Source organism: Microbulbifer yueqingensis, assembly GCF_900100355.1.
GTDB lineage: Bacteria > Pseudomonadota > Gammaproteobacteria > Pseudomonadales > Cellvibrionaceae > Microbulbifer > Microbulbifer yueqingensis.
Genome location: NZ_FNFH01000006.1, coordinates 204,130 through 225,902, shown reverse-complemented (window position 1 = coordinate 225,902; position 21,773 = coordinate 204,130). Strand labels below are relative to the sequence as shown.

Below are 21,773 nucleotides of genomic sequence, written 5' to 3'. Positions count from 1 at the left end.
TTCCAGATAATTTCTCAACCTCGGGATGCCGTCGAGCAGGCTCTCTTCATTGTCTCAGTCGAGCGTGTAGGCCCCATTGAAATCCGCAACACTGGGCCGGTCGTCCACTATATATTCACGTCCCTCCATGTGTCGCTCGAGTACGCGCACCATCTTCACGCACTCTTGTCTCGCCAGCTCTATATCCGATGGTAGCCGCTGGTTTTCCGGGTACACGAATGTATGCCGCGCTATGCGCCAAAGGGGTTGCTCGATCTCCGTCACCAGAAAGAATATCCTGCGATGCATCTGGGCGCTGTCCAGCAGGGAATCTGGGATAAGTGCCGCTTCAGGATGCTTCTCGGCCAGGTATAACTGGATTGCCGCGGATTCTGTTAGCACCAGATCGCCATCGACCAATACCGGGACCTTGGCGGCGGGATTTAGAGCAATAAAGCCTTCCCGTTGGGCCTCGCCTGCCAGCAGGTCCACGGGGTGTAATTCATACTCCAGGCCAAGCTCATTCATCAGCCAGATGACGCGCAAGACACGGGCTGGCAGTGTTCGTTTAGCCTGATCATTTTTGGTTTCGAAATTCTATTGTGGCAATAGCTTTACCGCTGCCGGACAGGCACTGCCCGCCAGCGGCTGGATTCATGCCGTTGGAATCGGCAGACACTCCATCACTTCCACACAGTCCCCCGGGAAGATGCTGAAGTGCGGATGTCGTTCAAAGAGTTTTGCGGCCGCCTCGTGGGTTTCCGCCTTGATAATGACGTAGCCGATCATGTTGTTGCTGGTGTCGCTGATACCGGTAGGATCGATGCACTTGGTCTTGCCCAGCGGGCCGCCGGTTTCCACGAGGATATCCTTGTGCGTTTCCATCCAGTCGCCCCAGGCGGCCATGCCTTCTTGCATGCGCTGCTGGCGCTGTTCTTCAGAAAGGTGCTCCCAGCCCTTCATTGAGCCGGGGGTGCCGAGATACATGGCGAGGTAGTTTTTCATAGCTGCTCCTTAGATTGGCTGTGTCGTTTGCATGTTTTGCGGGATAAATATCACTCACTGATTTCCGGTTCGACCAGGCGAGCCAGTCCCTCCAGGGAGTCCTGCCAGCCCAGGTAGCACATTTCCACCGGGATCATGTCGGGAAGGCCCTCGGCGACGATGGTGAGCTCGGTACCACAGGAGACGTCCTTCAAAGTGACCGTCACCTGCATGGTGCCCGGGAGGTTCGGGTCGTCGAAGGTGTCGGTGTAGCGAATCAGCTCGTTCTCAACCAGCTCCAGGTATTCGCCGCCGAACGAGTGGCTCTGGCCATTGCTGAAGTTGATAAACGAGGCCCTGAAGGTGCCGCCCACCTCGGGTTCCAGGTAGTCAAAATTGGCGTAGAAGCCGTCTGGCGGCAGCCACTTGGCCATTGCCCGGGGATTCAGGAAGGCGCGGTAAACGCGCTCTGCCGGGGCGCGCAGGATGCGATGCAGACGTACGGTGCCGCTCATGGTATTTCTCCTGTGCTCTCTTCCACTGGTTCAGCCGCGTTGCCACCGGCCTGGTTGCCGGTTTCCACCAGCTCCCGCGCCGGGCGGACTTCCACTGAGCCGTAGCGTGCCGGGGGAATCTTGCTGGCCAGGACAATAGCCGCGTTGAGGTCCTTCGCTTCGAGCATATAGAAGCCGGCCAGCTGCTCCTTGGTCTCCGCAAAGGGACCGTCCGTCACCGTGACGCGGTTGTCGCGCACCCGCACGGTGGTCGCCGTGCTGGTGGGCAGCAGCGGGCTGCCGGTAATGTAGTGGCCGTCTTTGCTGAGGCCCTCGACACAGGCGATGCATTCCCGGTTGAGGGAATCCCATTCCTGCTGGGACTTTTGCTCCATAAGCTTTTCGTCGTAATAGACCAGTGCCAGGTACTTCATTCTGTGCTCCTCTTTCCTTGCCAGCCGCTGTTTTGGTACGGCGGTTTCATTCCAGGCAGCTCTCTAACAGGCCAAGCTCCCGCTTCAGTGCCCATTGTTTTGTGCTCCTATAGTGCCCAAACAGGCAGAAGGCCACTGTGACCCACTGTGGGCTGCATTGTTGAATTTGTGCGCCTTGATAGATAGTCGAACAGGATTGGTGGAATTCGACTGGGGGATGAAATTTTTCTGGATTTTTTCCGAATCAATCAGTCTGCATCCAGCTCGGCCAGCCGGCGCGTAAGGAAGCGCTGTTCCGGCCCCTGTTGTACCAATTCCAGTGCACGCTGGTAGGCGGCGCGCGCTTCATCTTTCCGGCCCAGGCGGCGGTGGAGGTCGGCACGGGCGGCGTGGGACAGGTGATAGTCGGTGAGTGCCCCACGGGCGAGCAGGGTATCTATCAGGCGCAGTCCCTCCCCGGGCCCATCTCGCATCGCCACAGCCACCGCGCGGTTGAGCTCGATGACTGGTGATGGGGTCAATGCGAGCAGGGCGTCATACAGGCCTACGATCTGTGGCCAGTCGGTGGCCTCCACGGAATCGGCTTCAGCATGTACCGCGGCAATAGCGGCCTGCAGGGTGTAGGGCCCGAAACGGCGGCTGGCCAGTGCCCGCAGTACCAGGTTGCTCCCCTCCCCGATCTGCTGGCGGTCCCAGAGGGCGCGGTCCTGCTCTTCCAGCAGGACAAGGTCGCCATCGGGGGTGACGCGCGCGGCGCGGCGCGAGTCCTGCAGCAGTAACAACGCCAACAGGCCCTCGGCCTCTGGCTCGGGTAACAGCCCGCACAGCAGGCGCGCCAGGCGAATGGCTTCCGCTGCCAGGTCATGGCGAATCAGGGCGTCACCGGTGGAGGCGGAATAGCCCTCATTGAAGATCAGGTAGATGACCTGCAGCACACTTTCGAGGCGTTCGGGTAACTGGTCCGCTTCCGGCACCTCGTAGGGGATCCCGGCATCGCGGATCTTCGCCTTGGCGCGCACGATCCGCTGGGCCAGGGTCGGGGTGGCGGTGAGGAAGGCGCGGGCGATTTCTTCGGTGCTCAGGCCACACACTTCGCGCAGGGTCAGGGCCAGCCGCGCCCCGGGAGCGAGCCCCGGGTGGCAGCAGGTGAAGATCAGGCGCAGGCGGTCGTCCTCTATACTGTGCTCCTCTTCCTCCCCGGTCACCAGTTCTGCTTCCAGCCGTTCGGCAAAATCTTCGTACGATACGTCAAAGCGCGCCTTGCGGCGCAGCTGGTCGATCGCCTTGAAGCGCCCGGTGGAAACCAGCCAGGCACGTGGGTTATCGGGTATGCCATCATCTGGCCATTGTGTGAGCGCGGCGGCGAAGGCATCGTGCAGGGCTTCCTCGGCCAGGTCAAAATCACCGAGCAGGCGAATCAGGGTGGCGAGCACACGTCTTGATTCTGCCTGGTAAAGGTCGTTAAGCCAGGCTTGGGATACAGTGGGCATAGGCGCGATCGCTTGTATGGCATCCTCGATTGAACCGGTACAAAAACCATGTTGTCAGTTTTCAGATACCGCAACTTGACCAGCTATGCAGACTTCATCTGACTACAGCATTATGCAAACTGGGTGTTAAGTAGTATATGGCCGAAAGAATGGATTTTTGATATCCATGTTTTAACACTCAAACATTGTCCATTTGTAAAGGTAGCGAAAAGCCTCATGATCGACTTCGACAACAAGACCATCTTCAAACTCAAGCAGAAACAGGCCTACGCCGAAAAGGTATCCGACCTGTTGATGGACGGCGAGGAAGTGCTGGACGCTTTCAAGTCGATGCGCGACGGCGTGGTGTTCACCAGCAAGCGTATTATCGCCGTCAATATCCAGGGTATTACCGGCAGCAAGAAGGCCTTTACGTCCCTGCCCTACAAGAATATTGTGGCCTTTTCCATCGAGACTTCCGGCACGCTCGATATCGACAGTGAACTGGAGCTCTACTTCTCCGAAGTAGGCAGGGTAAGGTTCGAATTCAGCGGCAAGGCCCGCATCAAGGATATCGCGCACTATATTGGTCGCTACGCGCTCTAGGCGCGATATAATCCGCTATCCCATAGCTATCTGCACTTCAGGACGCATCTTCCATGTCCCTCTTATTCGAAGAAATCGACAGCCAGCCCTCCCCCCTGGGGGAGATCTCCCTGCGCAGGCGGCGCATTCCCGCGCTGGGGGACAGGGACATCTACGAAGTGAAGCTGGGCGACGAATTCCTGATGTCGAGCATGTTTGTCGAGGCCGAAGAGGCGCTGTCGACGCTCGGCCTGGCCGCGGCGCAGGGCGACAGGCTCAATGTTGTCGTGGGTGGCCTGGGCCTGGGCTATACCGCGGTCGCGGCCTTGAAGGACAAGCGCATTGATGAGCTGCTGGTGGTGGAGGCCCTGAACACGGTCATCGGCTGGCATAAAGACGAGCTGGTGCCGCTGGGGAAAATCCTCAACGCTGACAAACGCAATCGCTATGTGCTCGGCAGCTTCTTCGACCTGGCCACCGCGCCTGAGACAGGCTTTGACCCGGAGAACCAGGGCAAGAAGTTCGATGCCATCCTGCTGGATATCGACCACTCCCCCACCGAATACCTGAATGCCGCCAACGCCGGCTTCTATACCACCGAAAACCTGGCGCTGATGGCAGAGCAGCTGAAGCCTGGCGGCGTATTCGCCATGTGGTCGCAGAACCTGCCGGAGGAAAGCTTTGAGGCTTTGCTGCGAACGGTGTTCGAGACGGTGGATTCACATGTGGTGTCTTTCTATAACCCGTTCCTGAGTGGGGAATCGACCAACTCGGTCTATGTCTGCGTGAAGGGCGGCTGAAGTCCCGGACCGCGAGAGAGCCCCGAGAGCTGGTTACTAACGGCTGATGACCGGCCGGTGCCGGCCGCTCTCCGCCCGTCGCTGTACATCTTTTGGCCACAATCCTCGACAAGCAGCCCGCCGCCCCCTATAGTGCGCGGCCCGCCGTACGCATCCGCGATGGCGAATCGCACTGATACCGCCCACCTCGAAGCCCCCGGGAATACGCTCTTGATCACCACCGCCAACATCACCATGCAGTTTGGTGCCCAGCCGCTGTTTGAAAACATCTCTGCCAAGTTCGGCAACGGCAACCGCTATGGCCTGATCGGGGCCAATGGCTGTGGCAAGTCCACCTTTATGAAGATCCTGAGCGGTGCCCTGGCGCCCACCGCGGGCAACGTGTCCATGGAGCCCGGCTGCACCCTGGGTATCCTGAGCCAGGACCAGTTTGCGTTCGAGGAACATACAGTCGTCGACGCGGTCATCATGGGCGACGCCCGCCTGTGGGCAATCAAGCAGGAGCGCGACCGCATCTACTCGTTGCCGGAAATGAGCGAGGAAGACGGCATGCGCGTTGCGGAGCTGGAGGTGCAGTTCGCGGAGCTGGACGGCTACAGTGCCGAGAGCCGCGCGGGCGAGATCCTGCTGGAGGCGGGGATCGAGGAATCGCTGCACTTCGGCCTGATGAAACAGGTAGCGCCGGGCCGCAAGCTGCGGGTACTCCTGGCGCAGGCGCTGTTTGCTGATCCCGACATCCTGCTGCTGGATGAGCCCACCAACAACCTGGACATCCACACCATCCACTGGCTGGCGGAAGTGCTGAACCAGCGCCGCAGCACCATGATCATCATTTCCCACGACCGCCATTTCCTCAATTCGGTCTGCACCCATATGGCGGATATCGATTACGGCGAGCTGCGCATCTTCCCCGGCAACTACGAGGATTTCGTCGCGGCCTCCACATTGATCCAGGAACAGCTGCACGCGGAGAACGCGAAGAAGACGGCGGAACTGGAAGAACTCCAGAGCTTTGTAAACCGCTTCTCCGCCAACGCCTCCAAGGCCAAGCAGGCCAGCTCGCGCGCCAAGAAGATGGAGAAGATCAAGCTGGACGAGATCAAGCCCTCCAGCCGGGTGAAGCCCTACATCACCTTCCAGCAGTGCAGGAAACTGCACCGGCAGGCACTGACGCTGGAAGATCTGTCCCACGGCTTTGACGCCGAACCGCTGTTTGCCGGCGGTGAGATGATCCTGGAAGCCGGGGCCCGACTGGCGGTGATCGGCGAGAACGGCGTGGGCAAGACCACCCTGCTGCGCTGCCTGGTGGACCAGCTGCAGGCCAACAGCGGCGAGGTGAAATGGTCGGAGAATGCGGCCATCGGCTACTGCCCGCAGGACAGCAGCGCGGACTTCGACAACGACCTCACCATCTTCGAGTGGATGTCCCAGTGGCGCACCCCCAAACACGACGACCTGGCGGTGCGCGGCATGCTCGGCCGCCTGCTGTTTACCGCGGACGACGCCAACAAGAAGGCGCGGGTCTGTTCCGGTGGTGAAAAGAACCGCCTGCTATTCGGCAAGCTGATGATGATGGACACCAACGTCCTGCTCATGGACGAGCCCACCAACCACCTGGACATGGAGTCCATCGAGGCACTGAACAAGGCGCTGGCCCAGTATGAGGGCACCCTGATCTTCGTCAGCCACGACCGCCAGTTTGTATCCTCGCTGGCTACCCGGGTGCTGGAGATCAAGGATCAACGGCTGTATGACTTCCAGGGCACCTACGACGAGTACCTGGTGGATCGGGCGCGAGCGGAGGCCCGCGCGGCCTGACGCCTCGTCTGACCAAGCGGTACTGGCGCGGGTCCCCGGTAGTGCCGGCGATCTGCGCCAGAAAACAACTGAATAATTTATAGACAGCGCGACCGTTTGCGGGTAATGTGACGGCTGCTAGAAAGAAAGTCCTCTATTGATACCGCTACTTCGCTGTTTTACTCGTAATACCTCGTCCTGCAGTTTTCAAGAGTCTTTACCTCCAAGCAACACCCGCCTCTTGTAGGCAACACTCTGTTTAAATTTCAGGAATTAGTTATGTCTAATACAGTTACCGGCACCGTCAAGTGGTTCAACGAATCCAAGGGCTTCGGCTTTATCGAGCAGCAGTCCGGCCCGGACGTTTTCGCCCACTTCAGCGCGATCTCCAGCTCCGGCTTCCGCACCCTGCTGGAAGGCCAGAAAGTTGAGTTCACCGTAACTCAAGGCCAGAAGGGCCCGCAGGCTGAAAACATCGTAGTGCTGTAAGCCACCTACAGATGTAAAAACGGGCCCTTCGGGGCCCGTTTTTGTTTATGCTCCTTGCACAGTTCCGGCTCGAAGTCCCATCGCCTCGCTCCCCACTATCCCACTACCCTATAACGGGCTTCTGCCCTTCCACATCGTCAAACTGCAGGTCCGCCGGCTGTTAGCCTCATCCAGCAGCATGGATTCGGGTCTTTTGATATCTTCCGCGTAATGGCAAAACCCAGAGCGGACTATTGATCTAGAATGGCCTTAGAGCCCGCCGCCAGCCGCGGCACAATCGCTACTTGGTGCTACGGGCATCGCCTAGACAGAGGGTGAGGATCGATAGATGGACGGCTACACGGTTTCGGTGGTTTTTGAGGCCAATAACGACCAAGTCGAAGAAATGGAAGAAGTAGTGAAAGATGTCTACTTGCCCAGCATCCGCGAATCCGGCATGCGGGAATATCGCTGGTATCGCTCACGCCAGAATCCCAATACCTTCCTGCTTTTCATGACCTGGGACTCGCAGGCTGCCTTCCAGGCCCACGTCAACACACCGCATATACAGAAAGCGGAAGCCGATTTCGTCTCCAAGGGCATCCTGGTGAAACCGGCGCCTGAGAGTTACTGGCAATACATCAAGCCATAACACTATCTTTTAACGCCCAGCGCCTAGGCCCTGGAGTCCTGGAACTGCAGTTCCGCCAGGCGCTTGTACAGCGGCGATGTGTCGACAAGCTCCAGGTGCTTCCCTTGTGCCACCACCTGCCCCCGGTCCAATACCGCAATCCTGTCCGCGTGCAGTATCGTCGCGAGGCGGTGGGCGATGATGATTGTGGTGCGGCCCTTCATCAGTTCCTGCAGCGCCTGCTGCACGTGGTGTTCGCTCTCGGCATCCAGCGCACTGGTGGCCTCGTCCAGCAGCAGGATTTTCGGGTCCTTTAAAATCGCCCGGGCAATGGCCAGGCGCTGCTTCTGCCCGCCGGACAGGCGGGTTCCCTGCTCTCCCAGGTGACTGTTGTAGCCCTCCGGCAGCTGCTGGATAAATTCGTGGGCATGGGCCGCCTTCGCCGCCGCAATCACCTCCTCATCGGTGGCATCGGGCCGGCCGTAGCGGATGTTGTACCAGACATCGGCAGTGAACAGGGCCGGCTGTTGCGGCACCACCGCCATCTGCTGGCGCAGGGAGCTGGTGCCCAGCTCGCGGATATCAACGCCGTCCAGGGTAATGCGCCCGCCCTGTGGATCATAGAAGCGCTGCAGCAGCTCCAGCAGGGTGGACTTGCCGGCACCTGACGGACCCACCAGGGCCAGGCTCTTGCCTTGTTCCACCACCAGGCTCAGTTCACTGATCGCCGGCTGGTCCGGCCGGGAGGGGTAACTGAAATCCACCGCTTCGAAGGCCACCCGGCCTGGAGCGACAGCGCGCGCTTCTCCCTTCTCATCGCCGCCCACGCTCGCGGGGATCTCCGCTTCCACCTGCAACAGGTCCACCAGCCGCTCGGTGGCGCCGGTGGCGCGCTGCAGCTCGCTGTAGACCTCGGAGATGGTAGCCAGTGCCGAGCCCATCAACATGGCGTAAAACACGAATGCGGCAAGGTCGCCGGCACTCATGCGCCCGGCGATCATGTCGTTGCCGCCCACCCACAGCAGCGCACTCACGGCTCCGAACATCAGCAGTATCACCACCGCAATCAGCAGTGCGCGCTGGCGTATACGGCGCCTGGCGACGCGGAACGCGTTTTCCACCTCGCGGCCAAATGCCTGCTTCTCGTGCTCCTCGCGCGTGTAGCTCTGCACCGTTTTTATGTGCTGGATGACCTCACCGGCATAGCTGCCCACATCAGCAATGGAGTCCTGGCTGGCCCGGGACAGCTTCCGCACCCGGCGTCCGTAGAGCACGATGGGGAGCAGCACCAGCGGCACGCCGAAAAGAACCATCAGGCTCAGCTTCAGGTTGGTGAACAGCAGCAACACCAGTGCGCCCACAAACATCAGCGTACTGCGCAGTGCCATGGAGAAAGAGGTACCGATGATATGCTGCAGCAGGGTGGTATCGGTGGTGAGGCGGGACATGATCTCGCCGCTGCGGTTGCTCTCGAAATAACTGGGGTGCAGGGTCACGATATGGTCGAACACCGCCTTGCGCAGGTCCGCCACTACGCGCTCGCCCAGCCAGGACACCAGGTAATGGCGCGCATAGGTGCCCACGGCCATCAGCAGTGCCAGGCCAATGAGCACCAGCACCCCATTGCGCAGCGCCGCACTGGAGCTTGCCACCAACCCCTGATCCACGAGGAAGCGGATCCCCTGGCCGATGGACAGCGTAATACTCGCCGTAAAGACCAGCGCCACCCCTGCAGCCAGCATCACCCACTTGTAGGGCCGCATAAACTGCCACAGCTCCGCCATCATCGCGCGGAAGGTCATCCGCGACGATTCGCCTGGGTGCGTTGCCACTCCATGTTCGTGGTTGGCGGGTCCCTCAGTCTTGGGCATGTTGTTACTTATTACTGGTGAAGTGGAACGGGTACAGGGCTTCCCTGAGAAAGGCACACGGGAAAACTGCTCGGACATGACGACAGTGCCGGACTACTATACCGTCAGGTACGCCACGCCGCGACCCGGGTCGAGCGAAGCGAAAGTCCCCGGGAAGGTTCGGTGACAGGAGATCAGGCCAGGCACCTGCCCCATTTACCTGCGCGATCCGGGGCCATCCTTTGACGCGCTATTCAACGCATCGCTTTTACCTGCCCACTGAATACTGCAAGATGAAACCGACCCCGGAGGCAATACGCTCCGGGTTCGCCCCGTCGCGGCCCATCGCGTCGACGGCATCCATTGCCTGCAGCCCGGGAAATCCACGCATGCCCGAAGTTACCGCCAGTCCTGCCATTCTTGGCCTCGATCACCACACACTCCTCGATCTTGAAATCTTCGAATCCACATCGTCTGGTCCCTGCCTGTTTGAGTTCTGCAACTTCACCCGCACGGCAGGTGGTGCAAAGGCATTGCGCCGGCGCATGGAGAACCCTCCAGCGGAAGCAGCGCGTATTCGCGAGATCCAGGCATCCATCGCTTTTATTCAAGGCCAGCGCGCACTGTTCGATGCCCTCCCGTCTGCCTATGCCAGCGACAGTACCGAAGACTACATGCGCAAGATCCTGCCGGCGGTGGATTACCGCGGCTGGCTGGAGTTCGTGCTGGGCGCCGTGCAGATCTGGTCCAGCCAGGACAGCCATTTCTTCAGTATTTTGCGCGGTGTCCAGTGCGCCGCACAGATGATCCAGTCTCTGCGGCAGTTTACCGCGCAGCCGGGCCTGGCTGGGGTCGGGGGCGAGTTTGCGCCGCTACTGGGGGACATGAAAAAGTTACTGGCAAGACCGGAGCTGCAGCGAGTACCCGACCACGCAGTAGGCGGCCTGAGCACCTGGCGCCTGCTGCGCCTCGATCAGTTGCTGCGTGTGCAGGAGAAGGAGACCGTTAACCAGCTGCTGAGCCTTGTCTACGAAATGGACGCACTGGTCTCCATGGCAGACGCCACCGTCAGGCACGGGTTTGTGATGCCCCAGGTCGACGAAGGGTTACCGCAGGTGAGCGGCGAGGGCCTGTTCCACCCCTACCTCGACAAACCGGTTCCCAATCCGGTCGCACTGGACCAGCAACACAGGATACTGTTTCTGACGGGTCCTAATATGGCCGGCAAGACCACCTACCTGCGTGCTTTTGCCACTGCACTCTACCTGGGCCACCTGGGCATGGGCGTTCCGGCGGCCAGCTTTCGTTTCGCCCCTGTGCAGCGACTGTTCAGCTCCATCTGCCTGTCTGATGACCTGCGCAGCGGGGTCAGTTATTTCCGGGCCGAGGCCCTGCGGGTGAAAGTGGTGGCGGAAGCCGTCGCGCAGGGAGAATATGTGGTGGCGTTGATGGATGAACCCTTCAAGGGTACCAATGTGAAAGACGCCTTCGACGCATCGCTGGCAATACTGCAGCGACTGTCCACACGCCCCAACTGCCTGTTTATGTTTTCTTCGCACCATATCGAACTGAGCGAGCAACTGGATACAGCACATGGCCAGGTGGACTGCCGCTATTTTGAGGCGGAAGAGAGTGGGGGCCGGCTGCGCTTCGATTACAGGCTGCGCCCGGGGGTCTCCGGCCAGAGGCTTGGTATGCGGGTATTGCGGGAGGAAGGTATCTTTGACCTGCTGGATTCGCAGGAAAAGGCCACCGGCACTACATCAGCCTGCGCGCGAATAGAAAGAACTTGAGGCTACCGTTCCGGCCGACCGCTGCCAGGTCGGTAGACCGGGTAGCCGATACCGATAGTTAAGATATCCCGGTTAGGTTGACGCTGATCGAGGGTTCAATGGAACGCACAAAATTTTCCCGAGAGGAGAGTGATTTTGGAACCACTGTCTGGTGGCTGCGCCTGCGGCCAGGTCCGGTATGAATGCACGGAAAAGCCCCTGGTGCAGTTTATCTGCCACTGCCGGGATTGCCAGTACGCCAGCGGCAGTGCCTTTTCGGCCTCTGTATTCGTCCCGCGGGACAGGGTCACCTACCTTTCCGGCAAGCTGCACCACTACGACGTCATGGCCGAGAGTGGGCGTGAGTTACGCCGGCAGTTCTGCAGCGCGTGCGGTTCGCCGATATCGGCGCACTGGCCCGCATCGCCGGTAGTGGAAATGCTGACCGTGGCCAGCCTGGATGACCAGGGTATCTTCAACCCCACCCACGAGCTGTGGGTTTCCCGCGCGGAGTCGTGGCACCCGTTCCACCCGGATACCGTCAAGTTGCAGGAGGGACCTGACGAGGAACTGGTGCGCGAGCCATTGCGGGCTTACTTCGCCGCGCGGAAAAATTAGTGCGCGCTACGGAATTGGATTGGTATGACTAAGGCTGCTAGTGAGCAGGTGACTTCCGTTGGCTATCTGGGTGCGGCTCGGCCGCGGCTCGCCCTGTACCTGCCCCACCGCCCCAACGGCCTGGCGCAGCTTGCCCGTGCACCCAGCAGCCAGGAACTGGTGGCCGCTAACTCCAATCACTGGCGCAAGATTGTGACACTGCTGTCCAAGGTTACGAGCCCGGATGCCGACGACTGGCGCAGCTTCCGGGATGAAGAGCTCTTCTTGCAGACGGCACTCTGCTTTGCGCCTGCGCTTTCCCACACCGCTCTCTGGCACTGGATCGGCGGCAAGGACAACCTGAAGCGCTTTAGTACACTGAACCACCATGCGCAGCCCCTGCCGGATTGCCCGACTGTCAGCATCGACCCGGACAGGCACCTGTTACTGACGCCCTATCCGGATTATCGCCAGCTCAGTAACTCAGTGGTGGAGAATATCCGCACCGCCCTGGGGCAGCACGGGTTTTATCGCCAGTGACTTGCCAATCGCTTCCCAGGCAAGAGCCGCTGTAGCTACTGCTACCGAAACATCAGCTCCGGATTCACCATCGACTTCATCTCCAGCACATTCCCATTGGGGTCCTTGATGAAGAAGGTCTCCTGCTCGTACTCGTCCCCCACAAAGCGGCGGTAGGGCTTGTCCAGGTACTCCAGCCCCGCCTCCTCGATGCGCCCCTTCAGTGCCTGGAACTCGTCGTCCGGCAGGTGAATGCCGAAGTGCGGGACGGCTACGGCGCCCATATCCACATCGTGGCGCACGTTGGGTAGCTGCTCCTCACTCTGGTGCAGGGTCAGTTCGTTACCCCAGAAATCGATGTCGACCCAGCGCCCCTCTTCGCTGTTGCCGGTCTTGCAGCCCAGCACATCGCAGTAAAATGTTTTGGCTTTTTCCAGGTCGCCGGCGGGTATCGCCAGGTGCAGGCAGTTGGATTTCATATGGCCTCCGGTAATTTATTCTTGTTGGAATGGCGCGGGGAACGTAAAGAGAATACGCCAATTCCATTTTTTCAGATAGAAACGTCCTAATAGTATCCGCCTGCACGCAAGAATCCTAGTTGCCGTCCACAGCCGTATTTCCAGGCTCTATTAGCTGCCAGCGCTATACCTGTGGCGGATGAGCTAATCGCCACTGGCGCTGCGCGCACTCGGGCGCTTGGGGATTAAAGCGTAACCGGTAAAAAATTACCTGACGCTCAAAGCGCAACCAGAATTCGCATTCACGATGCAGATAGTGGGAAAGGGGTGGCCCAGAGCCGCCCCTTTTTTTCCAGCCGGGCTGCTAGCCGATCACCTTGCGCAGCGACTCCTCGATCTGCCCGCCGCAATATCCCTTGCCGTTCTCTTCCCGCTGCTCTTGCAGGAAGCGCCGGATATTCGGGCGAGTCTCGATGCGCTGGCAGAGCTGGGCGACGTTCGGCGCGTTATCCTGCAGGTCCACCCCCAACTGCGGGAACGACCAGATCATGGTGCCGAACAGGGCCGCAGTGGCGATATCGGCCACCGAGATGGTGGAGCCCAGCAGGAAGCCGCCCTCGGTCTTGAAGCCGTGCTCCAGGCCGGTGTTCTCGTATAGCCGCATCCAGTCTGCCAGACGGTTGTAGCGGAATTCATCCCAGCTCTTTTTTTCCCACATCTGCATGCCGTTACAGTTGGTGATCTCCATTAGCACATCGTTGCAGTCGAGGATGGTCTTCAGTGCCAGCGTATGGCCCTCGGCCCGTTTCGGCAGGTAGTCGTACTCCCTCCCCAGGTGCATCAGGCACGCGGGCATCTGCGCAAAATAGGTTTTGCTCTTGCATTCGTACAGATAGGGCGGCGCCATCCCCGGGTTCCTGATCTGCAGGCTTTTATCCGGGTAGATTTCTCCGGCACCGTGTCGCTCGTAACTGGCGCTGACATCTTCCAGCAGCAACTGGATGAAGTTGCCACGGAAGGGGAGGTCCCAGTAGTAGAGCTTGTAGTCCGCCATGGCGTTCCCCAGGTCTGCCGGTGAATGAATCCTATGGTCACCGCTGCCCGGTGGCGCGGGGCCCTGCCCCACTACCATAGTCCCACCGGGGCCCGAATTGGCGGCAGGGGATATATTGTCGCGGCGGTCCTCTTCTGCCGGGCCGGGGCTGACTATGAAGAGTTGTGTCTACGCTTCATCCACACTCCGCCCCCGGTCAAACCGGCTATAAGTATGCCTCCATCCAACACGCTGAAGCGTTCACTCTCCCTGCCGGCCACCAGCTTCTATGGTATTGGCACGATTATCGGCGCCGGCATCTATGTGCTGGTGGGCAAGGTGGGTGCGAGCGCCGGGCTTTACCTTCCCCACGCCTTTCTGCTGGCGGGAATTATCGCCGCCTTCACCGCGCTTTCCTATGCGGAGCTGGCATCGCGCTTCCCCCACAGCGCCGGTTCGGCGGCCTACATCCACCAGGCGTGGAAGCGGCGCCTTCCAGCGCAACTGGTCGCCGTGCTGGTGGCCGCTACCGGTATCGTCTCGGCCGCCACTATCGCCAACGGCTTCGTCGGCTACCTGGACCTTTTTATCGAGGTGCCGCACTCTCTCGCCATTATTGTGCTTATGGCGGCGCTGACCATCGTTGCCCTGTGGGGTATCGAGCAGTCTGCACTGACGGTGACGGTGGTTACCCTGATTGAGGCCGCCGGGCTGTTATTTGTCATTTACGCGAGCCAACATGCCGCTCCTGCCCATGAGTGGGGGGAGATCGTAAGCTTCCCCCACGCAGCCGAGTGGTCGGGGGTGCTGGTGGGCAGTTTCCTGGCCTTCTACGCGTTTATCGGTTTCGAGGACATGGTCAACCTGGCCGAGGAGGTCAGGAACCCGCGCAAGACCCTGCCGCGGGCAATCCTTATTGCCATCACCGTATCGACGGTGCTCTACATGGCGGTTGCCGCCCTGGCGGTCCGCACACTGCCGCTGCCAGAACTCGCGCAGAGCCGCGCGCCCCTTGCAAGCATGGTGGGCAATGCCGGCTATTCACCGGTATTCATCGGGGTCATCAGTATGTTTGCCGTGGTGAACGGGGCACTGGTGCAGATCATCATGGCTTCGCGGCTGCTGTACGGAATGGCCAAGAAGGGCATGGCGCCGGGGGTTTTCCGCCGGGTTCACCCGAAAACCCGCACACCGGTAGCGGCGACACTGCTGGTGGCGGGGATAATCCTCGCTATCGCGCTGTGGCTGCCGTTGACGCTCTTGGCGAAGATCACCAGCTTGATCATGCTGGTGGTCTTCTGCCTGGTGAACCTGGCCCTGGTCACCGTGAAAATCCACACGCCCCCAGCGGTGGAGGATGTGACCCGCTATCCATTCTGGGTGCCCGTGGTCGGGTTCCTGCTGTGTATCTCGCTGATTGGCTTTCAGTTCACGGCCTGAAGCCAGGGCCGGGACTCCCCGGCTCCCTCCAATCTAGTCAGCAGGACCGCCCCACCCCTCCATTTCCCTTATGTTTAATACCGCGATTCAGGACGAAGCCAGGCCCGGATTGGATATTCTTCCCACGGGAACGAAACCACCGGCGGTGGAGACCGAAAATAATTTCTACAAAATGAAAGACAGAGAACACATTTGCTCACCTGCTGCTTTTTCAGCCTCGCTCATAAAACTGAAAAAAATTGGAAATCAGGTCATAAATCCGGTAAATTCCGCGCTCATTTTTTAACCAGAAACCGGCTGTGCCGGTCTTTTGCCAGCGCGGGGCGGTTCTGCCCGCGTATTGCAGTACAAGAGGAACACCATGAACCTGCCCAAGTCCGCGCTACTTGTGGCCGCCGGCCTGCTTTCCGTAGCGGCCCGCGCCGAGATGATCTGGAACGACAACAGCCTGAGCCTGCTCTACGGCAGCGACTACAAGGTCAACTACGGCCTGGGTACCGATGACTCCACGCGCAACGTGGTTACCTTCGAGCACGTGAGCGGCCACAGCTGGGGCGATGTGTTCATGTTTGCCGACTACCTGGCATCCGACGCGGGCTCTGACGAGCTCTATACCGAGATCTCCCCGCGCCTGAGCCTGGGCAACCTGGCTGGCCGCGAACTCTCCTTTGGCCCGGTAAAAGACGTGCTGGCGGCCGGCACACTGGAGATCGGCAACTTCGACGATCCTGACCGCCTCACCGCCACCGGCCCGCACTTCGTGAACAAGCTCGCGGGTGTCGGTTTCGACCTGGAAGTTCCCGGCTTCTCCTACGTGCAGGCCAACGTGTACCATCGCGAAAACGACGACAAGGCCGATAACGAGCAGCTGACCCTGGTGTGGGGCCTGCCGTTCTCCCTGGGCGGTGCAGACTTCCTGTACGACGGCTTTATAGACTGGACCAGCGCTGCAGTGGACGCGCACCCCAGCCTGAACTTCACCTCCCAGCTCAAGTGGGATGTGGGCGCCCAGTGGGGCCAGCCCAAAGCCCTGTACGCGGGCATCGAGTACGTACACTGGAACGATAAATTCGGTATCAAGGACGGTACTTTCGGCATCGACTCCAATGAGCGCAACGTGAACCTGCTGCTCAAGTATCACTTCTGATTCCTGAACTCCGACACCGGGCACCGACATGACTGATATCCGTACCTCCGCGACCGCCGGTTCTGCAGCTCCCCAGACAGTACAGGGCACCTCCCTGCTGGAGAGGCTGTTCAAGCTGTCCGAGCGCCAGACCAATGTGCGCCAGGAAGTAATCGCCGGCGTGACCACCTTCCTGACCATGGCCTACATCATCTTCGTGAACCCCAATATCATGGCCGCGGCGGGCATGGACAAGGGTGCGGTGTTCACCGCTACCTGCCTGGCAGCGGCCGTGGGCTGCCTGATCATGGGGCTCTACGCCAATTACCCGTTTGCCCTGGCACCGGGCATGGGACTGAATGCCTTCTTCAGTTTCGTGGTTGTGGGCGAGATGGGTTACAGCTGGCAGGTGGCGCTGGGTGCGGTGTTTATCTCCGGTGTGATTTTCCTGCTGCTCAGTATCTTCCGGGTGCGACAGTGGATTATCGACAGTATTCCCATGTCGTTGCGCCAGGCGCTGGCCGCGGGCGTGGGCCTGTTCCTGGCCATCATCGCGCTGAAGAGCGCCGGTATCGTCACGGCGAGCCCGGCCACCCTGGTGACCCTGGGTGACCTGCGCTCCAGCGATGCCATCCTCGCCGCTACCAGCTTCTTCCTGATCGCGGCGCTGGCCTACCGGCGCATGCTGGGCGCGGTGATGATCGGCATTCTGGCCGTCACCCTGATCGCGCTGGTGATGGGCAAGGTAGAGTTCGGCGGCCTCGTTTCCGCACCGCCGAGCATGGCCGCCACCTTCATGCAGCTGGATATTGCCGGCGCGTTTGAGGTGGGCATGATCAGCGTGATCTTCGCCTTCCTGTTCGTGGACCTGTTCGACACCGCCGGCACCCTGCTCAGCACCGCCGACCGCGCCAAGCTGCTCGACGAGAACAAGCAGCTGCCGGGCATGGGCAAGGCGCTGATGGCCGACAGTTCCGCCTCGGCGGTGGGCTCGCTACTGGGCTCCTCCACCACCACCACCTACGTTGAGAGCACCGCGGGCGTGGCCGCCGGCGGCCGCACCGGCCTGACCGCCGTGGTGTGTGCCGGCCTGTTCCTGCTGGCCCTGTTCTTCTCGCCGCTGGTGGGCATGGTTCCGGCGTACGCCACGGCGGGCGCCCTGATGTACGTGGCGGTGCTGATGACCTCCGGCCTGTCGTCCATCGACTGGGATGACATTACCGAGGCGGCGCCGGCGGTAATTGCCGCGGTGATGATGCCGCTGTCGTTTTCCATCGCCAACGGTATCGCGCTGGGCTTCATTGCCTACGCGGTCATCAAGACCCTGAGCGGCCGCTCCAAGGATGTCAGCATCAGCGTCTACGCGCTGGCAGCCCTGTTCATCGCCAAATTCATGTTTTTCTGAGGTGTAGAATCATGAAGAAGCACTTTATCAGCGCCCAGCAACTGCTGGCAGATTCCTACGCACTGGCGGAACAGATCTTCCAGAGCGGCTTTCGCCCCAACTACATCGTCGGCGTCTGGCGCGGCGGCGCGCCGGTGGGTATCGCGGTACAGGAGCTGCTGCATGTGATGGGAGTGGATGCGGACCACATTGCTATCCGTACCTCGTCTTACACCGGCATCGGCCAGCGGGACAAGCATGTGCGCGTGCACGGCCTGACCTACCTGATCAAGCGCCTCGAGTCCCACGACAACCTGCTAATCGTGGACGACGTGCATGACTCCGGCCTGAGCATCGACCAGACCATCAAGGACCTGCACAGGGCCTGCAAGAAAAACACCCCGTCAATCCGCGTGGCCACGCCCTACTACAAGCCGGCCAACAATAAGACGGAGCGCGAGCCGGATTATTACCTGCACAAGACGGCCCAGTGGCTGGTATTCCCCCACGAGATCGACGGCCTGACCCGCGAGGAAATCCTCGAGCACAAGCCGGAGCTGGCACCCTATATTGACCGGATCAACACAGTGGATCCCATCGCCGAGCCGGCGTGATTGCCCGGCACCCAGGGGTGCGCCCACAGCGCCCCCTGTGTGCTTTCTCGATACCGATAGTTAACCAGCCTATTTCTTTTCCTGCGCGACCCGCGCTTTCCTCCCGCTTTATTTACTGCCTCCCACTGGCTAACCAGGCTGTTTCGATCGCCGTCGTTTCCTCCCGCCATATTCTTCAGCTCTAGTACCCCGAACCAGCCGCCCTATTTGCAAAGCCAAGATCGCGATTACCCTTGCAGTTACAGGCAAGGTTCACTGGTACAAAAAAACGGTTTTGCACCAGCATTTTGCACCGGTGTACAAACCGCAATTACAGAAGAATACATTCCATCGAACAGGACATAGCAGGATGATATAAAGCAGGCCAGACGGATCATGTAGATCCTGCCGGCCGCACCGGGACCCCGCGGCTGTCTCTCACGGCAAGAAACCGAAAAAAGGACTTAGCGATGAAGGCTCTTCTGGTCAACCTTGTCGGGCTTGCCGGATCATGGCACCTGATGGATGTCTCATCTGATAGCGCACTGCGAGCCGGCGTCGCACCGGTTATTTTTGTCTTCTTCCTGATATCGGGCCTGGCATGGCTGACTGTACAATTTGGCAGGAACCCAGGCGGTGGAAGGAGAACCTATGTCATCGCCGATTCCAGTGGATATCTAAATGTTGGTGATGGGGGAAGCAGGAGTGGCAAGGACAGTGGTGGTTCTGGCTAACCCAGCCGCATACGGCAGGATCGATTAGCTGGCAAGACGGCACCAGCCTCCCGGCGCCCTACCAGATTTTGCGCATCACCCACGTGCCATACCACGGCTAATGTTGTGTAGCATAATCCGGATACTGCAATGCCGGTGGGGATAGTATTTTCGCTGGATTGGCTGATGTTCCGAGCAGGCAGCATTCGCCGGCCTCTATTGCAACTCTCGTCGCAGCCACAAATAGAGCATGTTGTTAACTGAGTGCTTTGCTGCATGCTGGCTGAGGATAAAGATGAGCATAAAAATGAAAATCACCATCGCGCTCCTCGCATTTGCTTGCGCCACTTTCTGCAGTGCTGCAGACCTCTCCTACGCCGAATCACGTGTTGTGCATTCTGAAATCCTTGCAGCCGACAAGGAAATATATATCCACGTGCCGGAGAGTACCGGCTATCCTGGCCGCAAATATCCGGTACTGTACCTGTTGCATGGGCAGTGGGACATGCTTCCCGCTGTTGCCACCCTGGACCTGGTTGCCAAAACAGTCCCGGAGCTGATGATTGTGGGCATTGCCAGCGATGGTCCGGAACTGGGTATTGAAAGCAGCGGCGATAGTGCCTTCGCAAAGTTTCTAGTGGAGGAACTATTCACCCTGATTGAAAATCAGTATCCCGCTGCCAACTACAGGATTCTCTCCGGGCACTCGCATTCCGGTCGCTATGTGATGCATCAGTGGCTGACCGGTAGCCTGCCGGTAAACCGGTACTTTGCGTTCAGCCCCTCGCTCGAGGATGGCGCCATCCTCTCCGGAGTGGAAAGCCGCAAAGCGGAACAGCTCGCGCGAAGGAAGCCCCTGGTACTCACCATGGCGAGCGAGGGAGAGCACATGCTCGGGCCTTATAAAAAGATCGATGCGGTACTGGAACCGGCAATGCCCGGCCGCTACCAGGCGCAGCACTTCCCGGAAGAAACACATCGTAGCACCAAACACACGTCATTGAAGTTTGCCCTGCATGCCACATTCCCCGACTGGGCGCCTTCAAGAAAGGTGAAGATGGCTGGTGCTGAAGGACTCCGCCAGCACTTTGAGACCCTCTCGGCTCGCTATGGTTTTACCGCGCTGCCGAATGTTGAAATGCTTCAGCAGGTAACCGCACTGTATTCAGTATCCAGCTCGAAGGAACGACACGCAAAACTCACCCCTATGTTCACATACGCCCTTCGGGATCTCGCGATAGCACCCTCCAAATTTATCGAAATCGTGGACTACCTGGATGAAAATAATTATCCGGAAGCCAGTAGGCGCTACCTGGCGGCTCTATGCAAGGTCGAAGCCGGTATCGATTCGTGCGGTGCTGTTGCCCCAAGAGAGCGTTAACCAGCAGCCAGAGACATGACAGGTTTGGTACAGCCGGGGGTATTATCATTCCCCGATCCTCTCCCGGCTGCTCCCCCGGTTATGACGTTCAGTTGCGCCTCTATTAATTGTCCTTTTCACCATGGCTGGCAGCAAGGCTGTCCCACATCGCCGTGACGATCCGTGATGGCCCGGGCGACACCCGTCTTATCGCCACAAAGTCGCACTGATACTGATATTTCTTCGGACACACCGCCCTGATTTCCCCTTTTTTCACGAATCCATCCGCGTAGTGATCCGGCAGGTAACCGATATAACGCCCCGACTGCAGGCAGTGAACGATAGCCTCCTGGTCATTGACCGTAATATCGCGCTCTAGCCCCAACCGGTTACCCACTTCCATGTTCGGTGAGTGGTAGCCCAGCCCTGCATATTTGCAGTTGCGAATGGTGTCGTCGTCGATGGAGATATCGGCGGTGTCGAACAGCGGGTGACGGTAGCCACAGTAGAGGTACATCTGTTCCCCGAACAGGTGCTGGTATTCGAGGCTCGGTGAGGCCCGGTGGGCCGGAATTACCCCCAGCTGGAAACGCCCCTCCATCACGCCCCGCTCGACCTCGTTGATGGGCTCGATGTGGATATCCAGGGTCACCTCCGGGGCCAGGTCATCGAAGCGTCGCAGGGCCTCACCGATGCGGGCGGCCGGGTTGGTGGCCATCTTGTCGAAGAGCGCAATGGAAATGTGCCCGGTCATACGCCTGTGCACGTCTGCCACCTCGCCCCGGAAGGCATCCAGCGAGGCCAGCAGCCGCAGGGTGGCCTGGTAGATCTGGCGGCCCTCGTCGGTGAGCGCAAAGCCCGCGCGGCCGCGCCGGCACAGGGTGACGCCGAGACGCACCTCAAGGTCCTTGATGTGCCGGCTGATGGTGGAGCGGCCCACGTTCAGCTCCAGCTCGGCGGCGGAGAAGCCCCCGGCCTCGGCCACGGCACGGAATACCCGCAACAGCCGCAGGTCGATATCGGAAAGCTGGCCTAGCAGGGCCGCCTGTGTACGCGCCATCGTTGTCCTCGCCAAATGCCGGTATGCCCTGTAGGAGCCTGCCTTGCAGGCGAACAGCCCCGGCGCCCGGCACACTTATCGCCTGCAAGCAGGCTCCTACGGATCCGCACGCTTAGTTGCACGGAAATGAAACTAAAGATCGATAAATTGCAGTTTATGCAACTTTGGCCATCGCCTAAAGTCCCTGTTATCTCAAGGACAATCCGCGCAGAACCGGGAGCACAAGA

At 59.7% G+C, this 21,773-nt stretch carries 24 protein-coding genes; 14 read left to right on the top strand and 10 right to left on the bottom strand.

The window, feature by feature from the left end:
* Positions 1-54: 54 nt before the first annotated feature.
* The 5 genes from BLT26_RS14230 to BLT26_RS14210 form a co-directional block, all read right to left on the bottom strand.
* Entirely contained in the window at positions 55-525 is a 471-nt protein-coding gene (locus BLT26_RS14230) for a glutathione S-transferase family protein (protein ID WP_217631450.1), read from the bottom strand.
* A gap of 108 nt (positions 526-633) precedes the next feature.
* Positions 634-984 (bottom strand): YciI family protein, encoded by a 351-nt coding sequence (locus BLT26_RS14225; protein WP_091515897.1) that lies wholly within the window; start codon positions 982-984, stop codon positions 634-636.
* Between the two features lie 50 nt (positions 985-1,034).
* On the bottom strand, positions 1,035-1,478 hold the full coding sequence (locus tag BLT26_RS14220) for an SRPBCC family protein (protein WP_091515893.1): 444 nt from the start codon (positions 1,476-1,478) through the stop codon (positions 1,035-1,037).
* On the bottom strand, positions 1,475-1,891 hold the full coding sequence (locus BLT26_RS14215; RefSeq protein ID WP_091515889.1) for a YciI family protein: 417 nt from the start codon (positions 1,889-1,891) through the stop codon (positions 1,475-1,477). The genes BLT26_RS14220 and BLT26_RS14215 overlap by 4 nt, the downstream gene beginning before the upstream one ends.
* 248 nt (positions 1,892-2,139) lie before the next feature.
* Positions 2,140-3,381: an RNA polymerase sigma factor gene (locus BLT26_RS14210; RefSeq protein ID WP_091515885.1), complete on the bottom strand. Its 1,242-nt coding sequence runs from the start codon at positions 3,379-3,381 to the stop codon at positions 2,140-2,142.
* Between the two features lie 216 nt (positions 3,382-3,597).
* Here BLT26_RS14210 and BLT26_RS14205 point away from each other — a divergent pair, with 216 nt between their 5' ends.
* The 5 genes from BLT26_RS14205 to BLT26_RS14185 all read left to right on the top strand — a co-directional run bounded on the left by BLT26_RS14205 (position 3,598) and on the right by BLT26_RS14185 (position 7,662).
* Positions 3,598-3,966, top strand: coding sequence for a PH domain-containing protein (locus BLT26_RS14205; RefSeq protein WP_091515882.1), 369 nt, complete (start codon positions 3,598-3,600; stop codon positions 3,964-3,966).
* Positions 3,967-4,019: 53 nt separating this feature from the next.
* A complete protein-coding gene (locus tag BLT26_RS14200) occupies positions 4,020-4,745 on the top strand; it encodes a polyamine aminopropyltransferase (RefSeq protein WP_091515879.1) in 726 nt (241 codons plus the stop codon).
* 210 nt (positions 4,746-4,955) lie between these two features.
* Positions 4,956-6,563 carry an ABC-F family ATPase gene (locus tag BLT26_RS14195; protein WP_091515953.1) on the top strand — a complete coding sequence of 536 codons (1,608 nt, stop codon included), beginning with the start codon at positions 4,956-4,958 and terminating at the stop codon, positions 6,561-6,563.
* Positions 6,564-6,821: 258 nt separating this feature from the next.
* Positions 6,822-7,031 (top strand): cold-shock protein, encoded by a 210-nt coding sequence (locus BLT26_RS14190; RefSeq protein WP_091515875.1) that lies wholly within the window; start codon positions 6,822-6,824, stop codon positions 7,029-7,031.
* Between the two features lie 328 nt (positions 7,032-7,359).
* Positions 7,360-7,662 (top strand): putative quinol monooxygenase, encoded by a 303-nt coding sequence (locus tag BLT26_RS14185; RefSeq protein ID WP_091515871.1) that lies wholly within the window; start codon positions 7,360-7,362, stop codon positions 7,660-7,662.
* Positions 7,663-7,685: 23 nt separating this feature from the next.
* On the opposite strand, the gene BLT26_RS14180 is transcribed toward BLT26_RS14185, so the two are convergent.
* Positions 7,686-9,512 (bottom strand): ABC transporter transmembrane domain-containing protein, encoded by a 1,827-nt coding sequence (locus tag BLT26_RS14180; protein ID WP_091515867.1) that lies wholly within the window; start codon positions 9,510-9,512, stop codon positions 7,686-7,688.
* A 247-nt stretch (positions 9,513-9,759) separates the two neighbouring features.
* On the bottom strand, positions 9,760-9,882 hold the full coding sequence (locus BLT26_RS16705; RefSeq protein WP_281245481.1) for a hypothetical protein: 123 nt from the start codon (positions 9,880-9,882) through the stop codon (positions 9,760-9,762).
* Between BLT26_RS16705 and BLT26_RS14175 the strand changes: the two genes are divergently transcribed.
* From BLT26_RS14175 to BLT26_RS14165, 3 genes are all read left to right on the top strand, one after another.
* Complete coding sequence (locus BLT26_RS14175; RefSeq protein ID WP_175453135.1) at positions 9,881-11,284, top strand: MutS-related protein; 1,404 nt, start codon at positions 9,881-9,883, stop codon at positions 11,282-11,284. The two genes, BLT26_RS16705 and BLT26_RS14175, sit on opposite strands and share 2 nt — an antisense overlap.
* 135 nt (positions 11,285-11,419) lie before the next feature.
* On the top strand, positions 11,420-11,881 hold the full coding sequence (locus BLT26_RS14170) for a GFA family protein (RefSeq protein WP_175453134.1): 462 nt from the start codon (positions 11,420-11,422) through the stop codon (positions 11,879-11,881).
* A 24-nt stretch (positions 11,882-11,905) separates the two neighbouring features.
* Complete coding sequence (locus BLT26_RS14165; RefSeq protein WP_091515856.1) at positions 11,906-12,400, top strand: DUF6942 family protein; 495 nt, start codon at positions 11,906-11,908, stop codon at positions 12,398-12,400.
* 41 nt (positions 12,401-12,441) lie between these two features.
* On the opposite strand, the gene BLT26_RS14160 is transcribed toward BLT26_RS14165, so the two are convergent.
* Positions 12,442-12,858, bottom strand: coding sequence for a VOC family protein (locus tag BLT26_RS14160; RefSeq protein WP_091515853.1), 417 nt, complete (start codon positions 12,856-12,858; stop codon positions 12,442-12,444).
* A 343-nt stretch (positions 12,859-13,201) separates the two neighbouring features.
* Complete coding sequence (locus BLT26_RS14155; protein ID WP_175453133.1) at positions 13,202-13,891, bottom strand: glutathione S-transferase; 690 nt, start codon at positions 13,889-13,891, stop codon at positions 13,202-13,204.
* A gap of 213 nt (positions 13,892-14,104) precedes the next feature.
* Here BLT26_RS14155 and BLT26_RS14150 point away from each other — a divergent pair, with 213 nt between their 5' ends.
* The 6 genes from BLT26_RS14150 (at position 14,105) to BLT26_RS14130 (ending at position 20,507) form a co-directional block, all read left to right on the top strand.
* Positions 14,105-15,310, top strand: coding sequence for an APC family permease (locus tag BLT26_RS14150; protein WP_175453132.1), 1,206 nt, complete (start codon positions 14,105-14,107; stop codon positions 15,308-15,310).
* A 361-nt stretch (positions 15,311-15,671) separates the two neighbouring features.
* Entirely contained in the window at positions 15,672-16,457 is a 786-nt protein-coding gene (locus BLT26_RS14145) for an outer membrane protein OmpK (protein WP_091515841.1), read from the top strand.
* 28 nt (positions 16,458-16,485) lie between these two features.
* Entirely contained in the window at positions 16,486-17,841 is a 1,356-nt protein-coding gene (locus BLT26_RS14140) for an NCS2 family permease (protein ID WP_175453131.1), read from the top strand.
* 11 nt (positions 17,842-17,852) lie between these two features.
* Complete coding sequence (locus tag BLT26_RS14135; RefSeq protein WP_091515838.1) at positions 17,853-18,434, top strand: phosphoribosyltransferase; 582 nt, start codon at positions 17,853-17,855, stop codon at positions 18,432-18,434.
* A 449-nt stretch (positions 18,435-18,883) separates the two neighbouring features.
* Positions 18,884-19,147, top strand: coding sequence for a hypothetical protein (locus BLT26_RS16365; RefSeq protein ID WP_139169576.1), 264 nt, complete (start codon positions 18,884-18,886; stop codon positions 19,145-19,147).
* A gap of 286 nt (positions 19,148-19,433) precedes the next feature.
* Positions 19,434-20,507: an alpha/beta hydrolase gene (locus BLT26_RS14130; RefSeq protein ID WP_175453130.1), complete on the top strand. Its 1,074-nt coding sequence runs from the start codon at positions 19,434-19,436 to the stop codon at positions 20,505-20,507.
* A gap of 103 nt (positions 20,508-20,610) precedes the next feature.
* On the opposite strand, the gene BLT26_RS14125 is transcribed toward BLT26_RS14130, so the two are convergent.
* Complete coding sequence (locus BLT26_RS14125; protein ID WP_091515830.1) at positions 20,611-21,546, bottom strand: LysR family transcriptional regulator; 936 nt, start codon at positions 21,544-21,546, stop codon at positions 20,611-20,613.
* Positions 21,547-21,773: the final 227 nt, after the last annotated feature.